General features: G+C 59.3%; 9 protein-coding genes. 3 read left to right on the top strand and 6 right to left on the bottom strand.

What is annotated here, in order from left to right; translation table 11 throughout:
• The 4 genes from polA to AAFM15_RS08245 form a co-directional block, all read right to left on the bottom strand.
• On the bottom strand, positions 1-2,495 hold a 2,495-nt coding region (gene polA, locus AAFM15_RS08260; RefSeq protein WP_341686257.1), incomplete at its 3' end, for a DNA polymerase I.
• A gap of 16 nt (positions 2,496-2,511) precedes the next feature.
• Entirely contained in the window at positions 2,512-5,295 is a 2,784-nt protein-coding gene (locus AAFM15_RS08255) for a DEAD/DEAH box helicase family protein (protein ID WP_341686237.1), read from the bottom strand.
• Positions 5,292-6,365, bottom strand: coding sequence for a virulence RhuM family protein (locus AAFM15_RS08250; protein ID WP_341686236.1), 1,074 nt, complete (start codon positions 6,363-6,365; stop codon positions 5,292-5,294). The genes AAFM15_RS08255 and AAFM15_RS08250 overlap by 4 nt, the downstream gene beginning before the upstream one ends.
• A gap of 11 nt (positions 6,366-6,376) precedes the next feature.
• Positions 6,377-8,380, bottom strand: coding sequence for a site-specific DNA-methyltransferase (locus AAFM15_RS08245; protein ID WP_341686235.1), 2,004 nt, complete (start codon positions 8,378-8,380; stop codon positions 6,377-6,379).
• A gap of 162 nt (positions 8,381-8,542) precedes the next feature.
• Here AAFM15_RS08245 and AAFM15_RS08240 point away from each other — a divergent pair, with 162 nt between their 5' ends.
• Both AAFM15_RS08240 and AAFM15_RS08235 read left to right on the top strand, forming a co-directional pair.
• The gene (locus tag AAFM15_RS08240; RefSeq protein WP_341686234.1) at positions 8,543-9,493 is read left to right on the top strand and encodes a homoserine kinase; all 951 of its coding nucleotides are present in this window, start codon (positions 8,543-8,545) and stop codon (positions 9,491-9,493) included.
• Positions 9,494-9,502: 9 nt separating this feature from the next.
• Positions 9,503-10,261 carry a BPSS1780 family membrane protein gene (locus AAFM15_RS08235; protein WP_341686233.1) on the top strand — a complete coding sequence of 253 codons (759 nt, stop codon included), beginning with the start codon at positions 9,503-9,505 and terminating at the stop codon, positions 10,259-10,261.
• Between the two features lie 18 nt (positions 10,262-10,279).
• On the opposite strand, the gene AAFM15_RS08230 is transcribed toward AAFM15_RS08235, so the two are convergent.
• Positions 10,280-12,655 (bottom strand): UvrD-helicase domain-containing protein, encoded by a 2,376-nt coding sequence (locus AAFM15_RS08230; protein WP_341686232.1) that lies wholly within the window; start codon positions 12,653-12,655, stop codon positions 10,280-10,282.
• Between the two features lie 153 nt (positions 12,656-12,808).
• Between AAFM15_RS08230 and AAFM15_RS08225 the strand changes: the two genes are divergently transcribed.
• On the top strand, positions 12,809-13,786 hold the full coding sequence (locus tag AAFM15_RS08225; protein WP_341686231.1) for a GMP reductase: 978 nt from the start codon (positions 12,809-12,811) through the stop codon (positions 13,784-13,786).
• Positions 13,787-13,801: 15 nt separating this feature from the next.
• Here AAFM15_RS08225 and AAFM15_RS08220 read toward each other — a convergent pair whose 3' ends face one another.
• Positions 13,802-14,668, bottom strand: a complete 867-nt coding sequence (locus tag AAFM15_RS08220; protein WP_341686230.1) for an alpha/beta hydrolase — start codon at positions 14,666-14,668, stop codon at positions 13,802-13,804.
• Positions 14,669-14,706 lie beyond the last annotated feature (38 nt).

Raw genomic sequence — 14,706 nt, 5'->3', positions numbered from 1 at the left:
GCCCCGGCGCGGCGCGGGCCATTGGGACTGTTGATCTCAGGGAGCATCAAGCGCCGGCCGAACACGGTTTCCACATAACCCTGCGCCTTGGCCTGCTCACGCGTCTCGTCCATGTAACGCTTGACGCCCGCGAAACGCTCGAAATAGCGGGTGATGTAGTTCTTGGCCGCCGTGTTGTCGATGCCCAAGGCCTTGGCCAAACCAAACGCGCTCATGCCGTAAATCAGACCGAAGTTGATGGTCTTGGCATAGCGGCGCTGTTCGCTCGACACCTGATCGGGCGTGAGGCCAAACACCTCGGCCGCCGTGGCCTTGTGCACGTCCATGCCTTCATGAAAGGCGCGCAAGAGTGCCTCGTCACCGCTCAGGTGCGCCATGATGCGCAGCTCGATCTGGCTGTAGTCGGCGCTAGCGATCACACAGCCCGCTGGCGCCACAAAGGCCTCGCGCACCTTGCGGCCCTCGGTGGTGCGGATCGGGATGTTCTGCAAATTCGGGTCGTTGCTCGACAGACGACCCGTGACGGCCACCGCCTGCGCATAGTGCGTGTGCACCCGGCCCGTGCGGGGCAAGGCCATCTGCGCCAGTTTGTCGGTGTAGGTGCCTTTAAGCTTGGACAGGCTGCGGTGCTCCAGAATGCGGGCGGGCAGCGGGTAGTCTTCGGCCAGTTTTTCGAGCACTTCTTCGTCGGTGCTGCGCGCGCCGGTGGCGGTTTTCTTGATGACGGGCAAACCCAGCTTGTCAAAGAAAATTGCGCCCAGTTGCTTGGGGCTGGCCAAGTTGAAAGGCTGACCAGCGATCTCGTAGGCCTCCTGCTCCAGCTGCACGATGCGCTCGCCCAAAGCCTGGCTTTGCGCGGCCAGCGTGGGCGCGTCGATCAGCACACCGTTGCGCTCGATACGAAACAGCGCCTCGCTGGTGGCGATCTCCAACTCGTAAATGCGCTTGAGCCCAGCGTTCGCTTCGATCTGCGGCCACAGCGTCAGGTGCACGTCCAGGCACTGGTCCGAGTCTTCGCACGAATACTCAGCAGCCTTGGCCACATCCACCTGCGCAAACGGGATCTGGTGCGCGCCCTTACCACACAGGTCTTCGTAGTTGATGCCCTTGCGGCCCAGGTGCCGCTCGGCCAGGCTGGCCAGGCCATGCGGCTTGTGCACTTCGAGCACATAGCTTTGCAGCATGGTGTCGTGCACATAGCCGCGCACCTCGATGCCGTGGTTGGCAAACACATGGCGGTCGTATTTGACGTGCTGGCCCAGCTTGTGACACGCCGGGTTTTCGAGCCAGGGCTTGAGCTTGGTGAGCACATCGGCCAGCGGCAGCTGCTCGGGCGCGTCCGGCCCGTTGTGCGCCAGTGGAATGTAGGCGGCCTCGCCCGGCTTGACCGACAGCGAAATGCCCACGATCTCGGCCCGCATCTCGTCGAGCGAAGTGGTTTCGGTGTCGAGTGCCGTGAGATCGGCGGCTTCGATGCGGGCGAGCCACTGATCAAACGCCCCCCAGTCTGTGATGGTGGTGTAGTTCACCGGTCCCTGCACGCGGCTAACCGGTGCCGGTTCGGCCGCAGGCACTTCTCCAAACAGGTCACCCATGACCTCAGCAGCGCGGGGCACCGGCGGCACTGAACCGCCGGCCTTGGCGGCCAGCGAGCGGAAGCCATAGGTCTCGTAAAAGCTGCGCAATTTATCCTCGTTGGGCGCATGCAGGTGCAGCGCATCCAGCGCAGGCAAGCCCGGCACCCAGGCACTCAGGTCGCAATCGGTCTTCATGGTCACCAAGGCGCGGCCCTTGGGCAGCCAGTCCAGCGCGTTGCGCAGGTTCTCACCTGCCGCACCTTTGACTTCGCCTGCACGCGCAACCAGCGCGTCCAGAGAGCCATATTCCAGCAGCCACTTTGCAGCCGTCTTCGGCCCCACCTTGTGCACGCCCGGCACGTTGTCCACCGGGTCACCCACCAGGGTCTGGAAGTCGATCATCAGCGCAGGCGGCACGCCGAACTCGGCCGTCACGCCCGCCACATCGCGCACCTTGCCGTTCATGGTGTCCACGATGGTGACGTGTTCATTGACCAGCTGGCTCAGGTCCTTGTCGCCGCTGGAGACCACCACCCGCACACCCTGCTGCGCCGCGGTGTGCGCCAATGTGGCGATCACATCGTCGGCCTCCACCCCAGGCACGTCCAACACCGTCCAGCCCATCAAACGCACCAGCTCGTGGATGGGCTCAATCTGCGCACGCAAATCGTCGGGCATGGGGCTGCGGTGGGCCTTGTACTCGGGATACATCTCGTCGCGGAAGGTGGGGCCTTTGGCGTCAAACACGCAGGCGGCCAGCGGCGCCGGAAAATCCTTGCGCAGCCGCTCCATCATGTTAATCATGCCGCGAATGGCACCAGTGGCGGGGCTGCTGGGGTCGCCCGGCACCGCCCGCAAGTCGGGCATGGCATGAAAGGCCCGGTACAGGTAGCTGGAGCCGTCAACCAACAGCAACATGGCTTGATCACTCACTTCATTGGACACGTAGTAGGCCCTCCAAATCCGTCACATCCCTGAACGTCACACCATCGACCAACTCGAAATGTTTACGACCACAGTCAATTTTCAAATTCTCAGCGGGTCGACGCTGCGCCCTGACCGTGGTGGACTTGGTTTCTGCCACAAAGTAAACCCGGCTGTCGTTCTCCAGTACCACCGCCCAATCCGGGTTGTAGGTGCCCAGCGGGGTCGGGATCTTGAACTTGCCCGGCAGCTTGAAGAAGAACCTCACCCGTTCATCCACCGTGCAGTCGTGGGCAAACTGGCTCTCGGTGTCGCTGTCACTCAGCACACATGAAAACGCTTCGCCAACAGGCGCTTTTTGCTCGTCCAGCTGCTGGGCTTGCAGCAGGGTTTTTTCAATGGGCGTGGTCATGTCGTTCTGGGCAGGAGGGTACACGCTGCTCAGGTAGGTTTCCAGCTCTTCGTTGAACAGACTCATCTCGTAGCGACGGCCATTGATGGTGTGGTACTCGATGCCCTCGACCATCAGCGTTTGCAGGCAGATGCGAATGACTGAAATGGCCAGTTCCAAAAACGCCTGTGCATTCACCAGTAACTCATCCATGCGGCCCGATCCGTCCAAAATGGCAAACAGCGTCATTCGCGACAAATGCACCCGGTTCTGGATGTAGGCATACACATCAGGCACCGTGGTGCCGTTCAACGCAGCGTCTGTGTTGTTGGTCGCCGTGTGAATGCCCTGCACCCCATCTGCGCCCATGATGATTTTGCCCTTGTCGGCGCGAATCTTGGGCGGCTTGACCTTGGGATATTGGTTCAGGTCACCCAGCGCTTTCACGCACTCAGCAATCAACCGGGGCGTGTCCAGCCGCACGCTGTAGCGGGTCTGGTAACTGATCTTGCTCCAGATCGCCTGAAACAGTGCTTCTTCTTCGGCATTGAGCGCCTTGCGCTGAATGCGTGCCTTGGCTCGGGCGTTTTTGATGCGCTTGTCAAAGCTCACTCCAGTTTCCTCCTCAATCTCTTGCTGCAATGCCTTGGCAAAGGCTTCATAGCTTTCGTTCGGGATGAGCGTCAACACATTCACACGCTTGTCGTGCACGCGTTCACCGTCTTTGTCCACGCACAGGCGCAGGCCCCGGCCAATTTCTTGGCGCTTTTTCATGGCGCTCTTGGTTTCATTGAGGGTGCAAATCTGGAACACGTTGGGGTTGTCCCAGCCTTCGCGCAGCGCCGAGTGGCTGAAGATGAACTGCAGCGGTTCGTCAGCACTCAGCAGCCGCTCTTTTTCTTTCATGATCAGCTGGTAAGTGCTGTCGTCCTTGGCCACCGTGCCGGAGGTATCGACCCACACCGTTTTGGCCTTGGCGCCCTTGCCCTTTTTGTCGCCCGAAAAATAGCCGTCATGCACCGCACTGGCGGCATGCGCAATCAGCCCACGGTATTTGGGCATGTTGGCGTATTTGTTGAACGCCTCTTCAAACCAGACCTCGAACTTGCCCGCCACCCGGTTGCCCTCTTCGTCAAAAGCGCGGTAGTTGGCCACCTTGTCAATGAAGAACAAGCTCAGCACCTTCACGCCAATCGGTTGCACATTTTTCAGCTTGGCAAAGTGCGCGGCCACCGTTCGCTCGATCTGGAACTTCATCACGTCATCGGCCAGGCCGCCTTGCGCCTGGTTCACACGCAGCACCCGCCCGCCCGAAAACTCAATCTCACCCTCGTCGGCACGAATCTCGTTGAGGATGTAGCCATCCAGGTACACATCGCGGCCAGCCGACTTTTTGAACAAATCCTCGCCCAGCTTGAGCGTCAGCTCCTTGCGCTTGGGGCCGGTTTTGTCGTTCACATCCATCCGCACCTTGGCCGTGATGCCCTTGGCCTTGGCGTCGATGCTGACCAACTCCACAAACGCTACGTTGTGGTCCTCGTCGGCCAGCACGCCATCCACCTCAATCTGCTTGACCAGCCCCAAGTCATAAGCCTGCACCGGGTTGAGCGAATACAGCAGGTTGTAGGGGTTCTTGTGGGTGGCCGAATAGCGCAGGGTGCACAACGGGTTCAGGTCCATCAAAGCACGGCGGCGCACATCTGTCTCGAAATTCTGCGGCTCGTCCACGATCATGATCGGGTTGACCGATTGGATGTATTCGATGGGCGCAAACGCCCGCTCGCCCTTTTGCTTGATCTTGTTGTTGTCTTTGGTGAAGCTGTCGATGTTGATCACCAGCACGCTCAGCGCATCGCTCTGGGCAAAGTGGCGCAGCTCGGTGAGCTTGTCGCCGTTGTACAGAATCGGCACACACGGCACGTTCGCATAGTCGGCGGCAAAGTGGCTGCGGGTGATTTCCAGGTTTTTCATCGTGCCTTCGCGAATGGCCACGCTGGGCACCACCACCACAAACTTCTTGAAACCATACACCTTGTTCAATTCATACATGGTCTTGATGAAGGTGTAGGTTTTGCCCGTACCGGTTTCCATCTCAATGCTGAAATTCAGTTGGCAAAACGCTTCCTTGTTAGCACCCCATGCGTCCGATACCGAAGCCACGAGCTTGTCGGAGATGGGCAAGTCATTGGCCTTTTGCACCTTTTGCACATTGGCCAACACTTGCTCGTCAGACAGTTTCAACCCGTTGCCTATGCTGCCATCGGCTGCATGGGTCACGCTTCCGTGTTGTCCGGTCAGGGCAAAGTCGCTCTTGGCCAGCGGTTGCCCGTCAAACACCTTGACCACCGCATCCACAGCGCGTTTTTGGTAGTCCTGGTGGGCAAATTGCAGTTTCATCGTCATGTGGCGTCCTTGTTGTCTTGTGCACCGAGCTGCATCGCTTGGGCATCTTTGAACAAGCGGTCAAAGTCGCTTTCAAACAAGCGGTCTTGCACGATGCGGTATTTTTCAAATTCGGTTTCGGCGTGCAATTTGGCCTGCTCGTGCGAAATCTTGCCGGGGCCGGTCAAAATTTCGCTGCCATTGAACTCCAGAAAGCCATCCAGCCGTTTGGCCCAGTCGGCCATCGACATCGGGATTTTGCGCATCGCCTGCAGCTCCCCAAAGTCAAGGTACAGCGAGACGATGCGCTCCAGATACGCCAGCTCGTCGGCGTTCAGGTAGTTCTTGGCCACGGACACGTCGGTTTTGACGATCTTGCCCTGCGGTGCAGACTCCCAAGAAGTCAGCCCCATCTGCGGCTTGTCGGCATTGGCCCGCGCCACAATCACCTCGGCCGCTGTGTGCCGATGCACCGCCCAGTGCAACTTGTTTTGCACCAGTGCAAAAAACTCTCGCGTGGTCTGGGCGCTGCTGTCGTAGTCAAACGCCGTGGCGTACAGGTCGGTCACCTTTTGGTAGAACTTGCGCTCCGACAGACGAATCTCGCGGATGACGGCTTGCTGCCGCTCAAAATACTCGTCGGTAAACAGGTGGCCTTTTTTCAAGCGCTCCACATCCATGGTCCAGCCCTGGATGGTGTAGTCCTTGACGATCTGGCTGGCCCATTTGCGAAACTGCACCGCCCGCGGATTGTTCACCTTGAAACCCACCGCAATGATGGCTTGCAGGTTGTAGTGCTTGGTATCCCGCGCAACCTGCCGCCCTCCCTCAGCCTGAACTATCCGGAAATTCCGGACAGTTGCCTCCTCGTCCGTCAACTCACCGTCGTCGAATAGCTTTTTCAGATGCTCATTGATGGTGCGCACATCCACGTCGTAGAGCGTCGCCATCATCTTTTGTGTGAGCCAAATGTTCTCGTTCTCGTAGCGCATCTCCACACTGGTTTCCTGCGCCCCCGTGGCCGCCACAAAAGTCAGGTACTCCGCCGCTGACGAGCGAACAAAGGAAACCGCTTGCTGCTTCTTGGCCATGGGGCACCCCCTCAAATCACCGTCAGGCCAATGTTCAGCCCGGCCAGCTCCAGCTGCAGATTCGACAATTGCTCGTCGGCCCCATGTCCGTCTTGGCCCACAAAGCAGGAGTTGAGCATCACCACCTGCGCCGGGCGGGCGCGGACGATTTCGTCTCTCAAAGCTTCGGTGTAAGGCTCAAAGCACAGCCACATGGGCTTGTCGTCATGCGCCAGCACGCGGTGCACCGTCACACCCGCCACCTGCAAGGGCTTGGCTATCGCGTGCACGCCCAAAGCACCCAGGCCGTGCTTGAGCAGCAGCTCGGTCAGCATCGCAGTTTGCGCGTCCACCGCTTGGCGGGCCTGCCCGGTTTTTTCGGCGCTTTGAAACAAGGCCAGCTGGTCGCGCAGGGCTTGGGCGTCGTTCACATCGCCGCGCCAGACCTTAAAGTTGGACGGGGCCAGGGTGAAATGCGCGCAGGCCAGGTCGGCGGTTTTGTCCGGGTGCTCGGCCTTGAGCTTGTCGATCACCTTATCGATGCGGGCGCGCGTGATGTCGGCGATGGTGCGGTAACCGGCTTTGTAGGCTTCGCTGTCTGCATCCAAGAATTCGGGGATTTGGACTGAAATGGATTGACGGTTGCCGCCATCCTCTGAGTTCAACTCCAACACAGCTTGTTTTGTGCATCCACTGCCTGCAAAAAAATCAAGAATGACTCCTTCACCCCCTCCGAAAGAAAGAAAGTGCTTAACAAGGTCTACCGGTTTGGGTGTTTCGAATGCTGAAACAGAATCAAAAAGATCTTTCAGATTGTTTTTTGCACTTTCATTGGTGCCAACATCTGCGGCAAAGACAATTGTCTCTGGCGTTAAGCCCCTTTCCTTTGCATTCAAATATGTCTTAACGCGAGGCACGCCATTACCATCTCGCCCGAACCATATCTTCCCTGCTTTAATTTCCTCTTCCATCACCTCTTTTGTGTATAGCCAGCATCGTCCACTTTCCAAAGAATGTGTTTTACCATTTGGTGCATTCAAAACGTAAAACTGTGATTTCGTACCATGCCCAGCTTGAGCGGTTGCCGGGTCAGATTTCCACAACCCACGTGGGTCATCATCAGGATTTTTATAATTTGCCAAAGCTTTTTCAGTCATTGGAATTTGTTTTATTGATCTGCTTGGATTGGAAAAATCTTTGGCATAACAAATCACATGATCATGTCTTGAAGATATTGCTTTTCTATTTTCTCGATTTGTTCTTTTCTCCCAAACAAAATTCGCGACAAAATTCTCGGCACCAAAAACCTCATCACAAAGCAACTTCAAATTCGCAGCTTCGTTGTCGTCAATGCTGATGAAAATCACCCCGTCGTCACGCAACAGATTCCGTGCCAAATACAAACGCGGGTACATCATGGACAGCCAGGCGCTGTGGTATTGGCCGCTTTCCTTGCTGTTCTTTTTCCACAGGCTTTGCTTGTTCATATAGCCCGCTTCATTTTTCTCGCCGGTGCGCTTTTGGTATTCCTCCAGCGTTTCAGAATAATCGTCGGGGTACACAAAGCTGTCGTTGCCGGTGTTGTAGGGCGGGTCGATGTAGATCATCTTCACCTTGCCGTAATAGCTTTTTTGCAGCACGCGCAGCACTTCCAGGTTTTCACCCTCGATGAGCATGTGCTGGGCTTGGGCCGGGTTGTTGGCGTCGGGCAGCAGGGTGTGGCTGCTGGCTTTCTGGATCTCGCGGCGGGCGGCTGACTTGCCCGCCCAGCTCAGTTCATAGTGTTCGTCGCCCGCAATGTGCTCTTCGCCCAGCAGCGCCTTGAGCTTGTCCACGTTGATTTGCTGGTGATCGCTCAGCACCTCGGGCGCGGTCTGGCTCAGCAAGGCCAGGAGTTCGGCGCGGCGCTGGGCCAGGGCGTCGGGGCTGTGGCTCAGGTCGTGGGGGGCGTGGGGCGTGGTGGTCATGGCGTTTTGGGGTTCAAGGAGGGCACAAGGGGCTGTTGCGCACGTCTTGCGCACGTCAAGCGTGAGCATGGGCCACTTTCGGGGGGCATTATCACACCCGGGCGCGTTGAAAACCGCAGGGCGAGGGGCGTGCGCTCGCCTGCCCAAAACCGGTCGTCAACCCGTTGTGGCTGCGCCCTACAATCAGCACTTTCATTGTGCTGCCGCCTTGCGGCGTTTTTTTGCTTTGTTATGGCGGTTTTTACCGAAGTTTCCGAAGCCCAAGCGGGCGAATTGATGCACCTGCTCAACCTGGGCGAGCTGACGGCTTTGCGCGGTATTGAAGGCGGCATCGAAAACACCAACTACTTTGTCTCGACCGACCGGGGCGAGTACGTGCTGACCCTGTTCGAGCGGCTGACGCATCAGCAGCTGCCGTTTTACCTGTACCTGATGAAGCACTTGGCGGGCACAGGTATTCCTGTGCCGGACCCGGCCGCCAACCCCGATGGCGATGTGTTGCATACCGTCTGCGGCAAGCCTGCTGCCGTGGTGAACAAGCTGGCAGGCAAAAGCCAGCTGGCCCCGCAAGCCGTGCACTGCGCAGCCGTAGGGGACATGCTCGCACGCATGCATCTGGCCGGGCAGGACTACAGCCGCCACCAGCCCAATTTGCGCGCCTTGCCTTGGTGGAACGAGACGGTGCCCGTGGTGCTGCCCTACCTGAACGCCGACCAGTCCGCCTTGCTCAGCAGCGAGCTGGCCTACCAGAACCACATTGCCGAAGGCTCGGCCTACGCTGCCCTGCCCCGTGGCCCGGTGCATGCGGACTTGTTTCGCGACAACGTGATGTTCGAGGGCGAGCGCCTGACCGGCTTTTTCGACTTTTACTTTGCTGGTGTCGACACCTGGCTGTTCGACTTGTCTGTGTGTCTGAACGACTGGTGCATTGACCTGGACACCGGTGCTTTCGGCAGCGCCCGTGTGCAGGCCATGCTGGAGGCCTACCAAGCGGTGCGCCCTTTGAACGCACATGAACGCAAGCTGCTCAACGCTCAGTTGCGCGCCGGTGCCCTGCGCTTCTGGATTTCGCGCCTGTGGGACTACCATCTGCCACGCGAAGCGTCCATGCTGGTGCCGCATGACCCTACGCATTTCGAGCGTGTGCTGCGCCAACGCATTGCTCACCCGGTCAACCTGTAAAGTCCTGCCATGAAACTCAATATCGTTCCTGCTCGCGCCGGTTGGCAATGGGCCCTGATGGGGGTCAAAACTTTCTGGCGCCAACCTCTAGCCATGGGTGGCCTGTTTTTCATGCTCATGGCCGCCATTTCCATGGTGTCAATGGTCCCTGTCATCGGCGGTGCACTGGCGCTGGTGCTGCTGCCCACATTGACCCTGGGCATGATGGTCGCTGCAGACACAGCAGACAAGGGCACATTTCCTCTGCCCCCCACCTTGTTTGTAGGCTTGCGTGACGCCAAAGCCCGCATGCCCTTGCTGCAGCTGGGTGGCTGGTACGCGGTCAGCTTTTTCCTGGTGCTGGCCCTGTCCATGGCGGTGGACGGTGGCAACTTTGCTAAGGTTTATCTGGGTCAGGCAGAAATGACGCCCGAGATCATCACCGGTCAAAGCTTCCAAAGCGCCATGTGGATCTCCACCTTGCTGTACGTTCCATTGGCCATGATGTTCTGGCATGCACCTGCCTTGGTGTACTGGCATGGCGTCTCGCCTGTCAAAAGCCTGTTCTTCAGTCTGGTGGCTTGCTGGAAAAACCTCAAGGCCTTTGGCATGTACGTGGTGGCCTGGTCGGCCATTTTTGTGGGTACCGGTTTGTTGGCCCTGTCCATCTCCAGCCTGTTGGGCAACCCCGGGTTGATGGGTGCCACGCTACTGCCCCTCATACTGGTGGCTGCAGCGATGTTTTTCACCTCCATGACCTTCACGGTGCGCGACTGCCTGCGCACCTGAGCGGCGCAGGAAAGCCGCTTACACCACGGTGAGCTTGGCCACTGACAGGGCCAGCCATTTGATGCCGTGGCGCGGGAAGTTGACCTGCGCACGCGCATCGAGCCCAGAGCCCTCCACCGACAGCACCTTGCCCTCGCCAAACTTGGCGTGAAACACCTGCAGACCCGCGCGAATGCCGTGTTCGGGCTCGGCCTTTTGCACGGGCACAGGCGCTGCCGCATAGGTGCTGGTGCTCACACCCAAGCCGCTGTTGCCCCAAGCCGGGCGCACACTGGACGGGGTGCTGGCCCAGCCCCCCAGGCCTGAAGCAAAAGCGCCCGTTTTGGGAGTGATCCATTTGAGACACGGCTCTGGCAACTCTTCCAGAAAACGGCTGCGGATGTTGTAGCGGGTTTGGCCATGCAACATGCGCGTTTGCGAATGGCTCAGGTACAAGCGCTTGCGCGCACGCGTGATAGCCACGTACATCAGGCGGCGCTCTTCCTCGAGCCCATCGTAGTCATTCATCGCGTTTTCGTGGGGGAACAAGCCTTCTTCCAGCCCGGTGATGAACACCACATCGAACTCCAGGCCCTTGCTGGCGTGTACCGTCATGAGCTGAATGGCGTCATCGCCCGCTTGCGCCTGGTTGTCACCCGCCTCCAATGAGGCATGCGTCAAGAAAGCCGCCAGGGGACTCATGGTGACCCCATCGGCATCAAAGTCTTCGGGGGAAGACTGCGCCGCTACGCTCGCAGTGCCATCTGTGCTCAGTCCCTGACTGGCCGGGCTTTGCGACAACTCGGGCAGGGCCACGGCGCTGCGGCCAAAGCCCTCTTGCGTGACAAAACTCTCTGCTGCGTTGACCAGTTCCTCCAGGTTTTCCACCCGGTCTGGACCTTCTTTTTCGGTGCGGTAATGCTGAACCAAACCGGTTTTGTCCAGCACCAGCTCGATGATTTCCTTGAGCGTCATGCCCTGCGACTGCTCGCGCAGCACATCGATCATGGCCACAAAAGCGGTCAAATTGGCACCCGCTTTGCCTGGCACGGCGCTCACGCCATCGTGCAGAGAGCAGCCCACCGCACGCGAGGCGTCTTGCAACTGCTCTATGCTGCGCGCACCAATACCTCGCGCCGGAAAGTTGACCACCCGCAAAAAGCTGGTGTCGTCGTGCGGGTTCTCCATCAGGCGCAAATAGGCCAGGGCGTTTTTGATTTCGGCACGTTCGAAAAAGCGCAGGCCGCCATACACCTTGTAAGGGAACCCCGCGTTGAACAACGCCGTTTCAAGCACCCGGCTTTGCGCATTGCTGCGGTAGAGCAAGGCAATTTCCTTGCGCGCAAAACCATCTGCATTGACCAGGTTACGCACCTCGTCCACCAGCCACTGCGCTTCTGCAAAATCGCTGACCTGCTCAATGACGCGAACAGGCTCGCCTGCCCCCTGGTCGGTGCGCAGATTCTTGCCCAGGCGACCTTTGTTGTTCGCAATCAGATGGTTGGCCAAATCCAGAATATTGCTGTAGCTGCGGTAGTTTTGCTCCAGCTTGATCTGGTGCTCCACCTTGAACTCGCGCACAAAGTCGGCCATGTTGCCGACACGGGCCCCACGGAAAGCGTAGATGCTCTGGTCGTCATCACCCACGGCCATGATGGCGCCTGTGCCGCCTTCAGACGGCAAGCCCACCAGCAACTTCAGCCAGGCGTATTGCAGCTTGTTGGTGTCCTGAAACTCGTCCACCAGCACATGCCGAAAACGGCGGCGGTAATGCTCGCGCACGTGTTGGTTATCCCTTAACAGCTCATAGGACCGCAGCATCAACTCGCCAAAGTCAACCACGCCTTCGCGCTGGCATTGCTCTTCGTACAGCTGGTACAGCTCTACCTTGCGGCGGGTCTCGTCGTCGCGCACCGGCACATCGCCGGGGCGCTGGCCCTCTTCCTTGCAGCCGCCAATGAAATACTGTAGCTGCTTGGGCGGAAAACGGTCTTCATCCACGTTGAACTGCTTGCACAAGCGTTTGATGGCGCTGAGCTGGTCTTGCGTGTCCAGAATCTGGAAGGTCTGCGGCAACTGCGCCAGCTGGCAGTGCGCCCGCAAGAAGCGGTTGCACAGGCCGTGAAACGTACCGATCCACATGGCATGCACATTGAGGGGCAACATGGCCGACAGGCGGTGCTGCATTTCTTTGGCGGCCTTGTTGGTGAAGGTCACCGCCAGCACGCCGCCAGGGGACACCTGCGAGGTCTGCAACAACCAGGCAATGCGCGTGGTCAGCACCCGCGTTTTGCCCGAACCCGCCCCCGCCAGGATCAGTGCATGCTCGGGCGGCAACGCCACAGCGCGACGTTGCTCCTCGTTGAGCTGGTCAAGCAAGGGGGAGGCGTGGGAGGACAGGTCTTCAAAAAGCATGTGCAGCATTGTAGAAAACCGCCGCTGCCAAAACCCGGTAGAATCAGACACCGGGCCCAAGTTTCTTGCGCCCGGTTTTTTTATTCAAAAAACCGGCCAGGCCAAGCGCTCACTCGTTCTTTCAACGATCCTTTTCTGGAGCTTGGTTTTCTCATGGAAATTTTTGACTACGACAACATCCTGTTGCTGCCACGCAAGTGCCGCGTGGAGAGCCGTTCCGAGTGCGACGCCGGCGTGCAGCTAGGCAACCGCACCTTCCGCCTGCCAGTGGTGCCGGCCAACATGAAAACAGTGGTGGACGAGTCGATCTGCGAATGGATGGCCAAAAATGGCTACTTCTACGTCATGCACCGCTTTGACATCGACAACGTCAAACTCGTGCGCGACATGCATGCCAAGGGCGTGTACGCATCCATCTCCCTGGGCGTCAAAGCCCCCGACCGCGCCACGGTGGACCAGCTGGCCGCCGAGGGCCTGACGCCCGAATACATCACCATCGACATCGCCCACGGCCATGCCGACAGCGTGCGCGACATGATCGGCTACATCAAGGCCAAGCTGCCCAGCAGCTTCATCATCGCGGGCAACGTGGCCACGCCCGAAGCCGTGATCGACCTGGAAAACTGGGGTGCCGACGCCACCAAAGTGGGCGTGGGCCCGGGCAAGGTCTGCATCACCAAACTCAAGACCGGTTTTGGCACCGGCGGCTGGCAGTTGTCGGCCCTCAAGTGGTGCGCCCGCGTGGCGACCAAGCCCATCATTGCCGACGGTGGCATTCGCAGCCATGGCGACATCGCCAAGAGCATCCGCTTTGGCGCGAGCATGGTCATGATCGGTTCGCTGTTTGCAGGCCACGAAGAATCGCCCGGCAAGACGGTCGAGGTCAACGGCGAGCTGTTCAAGGAGTACTACGGCTCCGCCTCCGACTTCAACAAAGGCGAGTACAAGCACGTCGAAGGCAAGCGCATTCTGGAGCCCGTCAAAGGCAAGCTGGCCAACACCCTGATCGAGATGGAGCAGGACGTACAAAGCTCGATCAGCTACGCCGGTGGCAAAAAGCTGATGGACATCCGCAAGGTCAACTACGTCATTTTGGGCGGGGACAACGCGGGCGAACACCTGCTGATGTAAACCCGCCGAGGTGCTTCACAGGGCTGCCAGGGCCTGTGCGTAGCGCTGCACGCGCGAGCCCGGTTCGGCCAGCTGTGTGAGGATGCTGAAGTGGTTCAAGCCCGGCAGCGCCTCGCACACCGGCACCACCGCCCTGCCCCAGGCCTGCCCAATGGCCTGGGTCTGGCGAATGAACTCGTAACTCTCGTCTCCCCCTACCAGCGCCTGCAAGACCCGGCTTTTGGGCGCAGCATAGCGCGTGGGGCTGCAGGCCTGCGCATCGGCCAGCGTCAGGCGCAGATCGGCCTGCACAAAGGCCGCATGGCGCAAGGGCGCCAGCTCGTACACCCCCGACAAGGCCAAGGCCTGCTGGACCAGTCCGGTGGGCAAGTCCTTGCCCAGTCGCTTCCAGTCGCAGCACAGCAGCATGGCGGCCAGATGCCCACCTGCCGAATGTCCCATCAAGCGGATGCGATCGCGGTCCCCGCCATAGGCCCCAATGTGCCGCCACACCCAGGTCAGCGCCTGCGCACATTGCAGGGCAATCGAAGGCACCGTCACAGGCTGCAGCGACGTGCCAGGGCACAAGGCGTAATTGATGACCACCACGCAAGCCCCGGCCTGCAACAGGGGCTCGGCCACAAAACTGTGCTCGCTCTTGTCTAGGCTGCGCCAATAGCCGCCATGGATGAACACCACCACGGGCGCATTGGGCTGGTCTGCAGGGAATATGTCCAGCGTTTCATTCACGCCAGTGCCATAGGCCACATCCAGGTGCACCCGCCGCTGGGCGCGCACCGCAGCCGACGCGCTGCGCCAGCGCTCGAAGTGCTGCGCATAGTCCGGCACCAGCGCCCGGTTGTTGTACATGCGCTCGTGCCATGCAGCGTCCTTGTGTGCCATGAAGGGCTCCTTTGCAAGAGTTGCCATGATGTCACGTC

It is taken from the genome of Limnohabitans sp. (assembly GCF_038134685.1).
In the GTDB taxonomy this organism is placed as follows: domain Bacteria; phylum Pseudomonadota; class Gammaproteobacteria; order Burkholderiales; family Burkholderiaceae_C; genus Limnohabitans_A.
This window is presented reverse-complemented; position numbering and strand designations above follow the sequence as displayed.

What these genes read in the sequence shown, in the direction of transcription:
- AAFM15_RS08255 (WP_341686237.1), bottom strand. Translation starts at nt 5,295, where the DNA reads ATGACGATGAAACTGCAATTTGCCCACCAGGACTACCAAAAACGCGCT.
- AAFM15_RS08250 (WP_341686236.1), bottom strand. Translation starts at nt 6,365, where the DNA reads ATGGCCAAGAAGCAGCAAGCGGTTTCCTTTGTTCGCTCGTCAGCGGCG.
- AAFM15_RS08245 (WP_341686235.1), bottom strand. Translation starts at nt 8,380, where the DNA reads ATGCTCACGCTTGACGTGCGCAAGACGTGCGCAACAGCCCCTTGTGCC.
- AAFM15_RS08240 (WP_341686234.1), top strand. Translation starts at nt 8,543, where the DNA reads ATGGCGGTTTTTACCGAAGTTTCCGAAGCCCAAGCGGGCGAATTGATG.
- AAFM15_RS08235 (WP_341686233.1), top strand. Translation starts at nt 9,503, where the DNA reads ATGAAACTCAATATCGTTCCTGCTCGCGCCGGTTGGCAATGGGCCCTG.
- AAFM15_RS08230 (WP_341686232.1), bottom strand. Translation starts at nt 12,655, where the DNA reads ATGCTTTTTGAAGACCTGTCCTCCCACGCCTCCCCCTTGCTTGACCAG.
- AAFM15_RS08225 (WP_341686231.1), top strand. Translation starts at nt 12,809, where the DNA reads ATGGAAATTTTTGACTACGACAACATCCTGTTGCTGCCACGCAAGTGC.
- AAFM15_RS08220 (WP_341686230.1), bottom strand. Translation starts at nt 14,668, where the DNA reads ATGGCACACAAGGACGCTGCATGGCACGAGCGCATGTACAACAACCGG.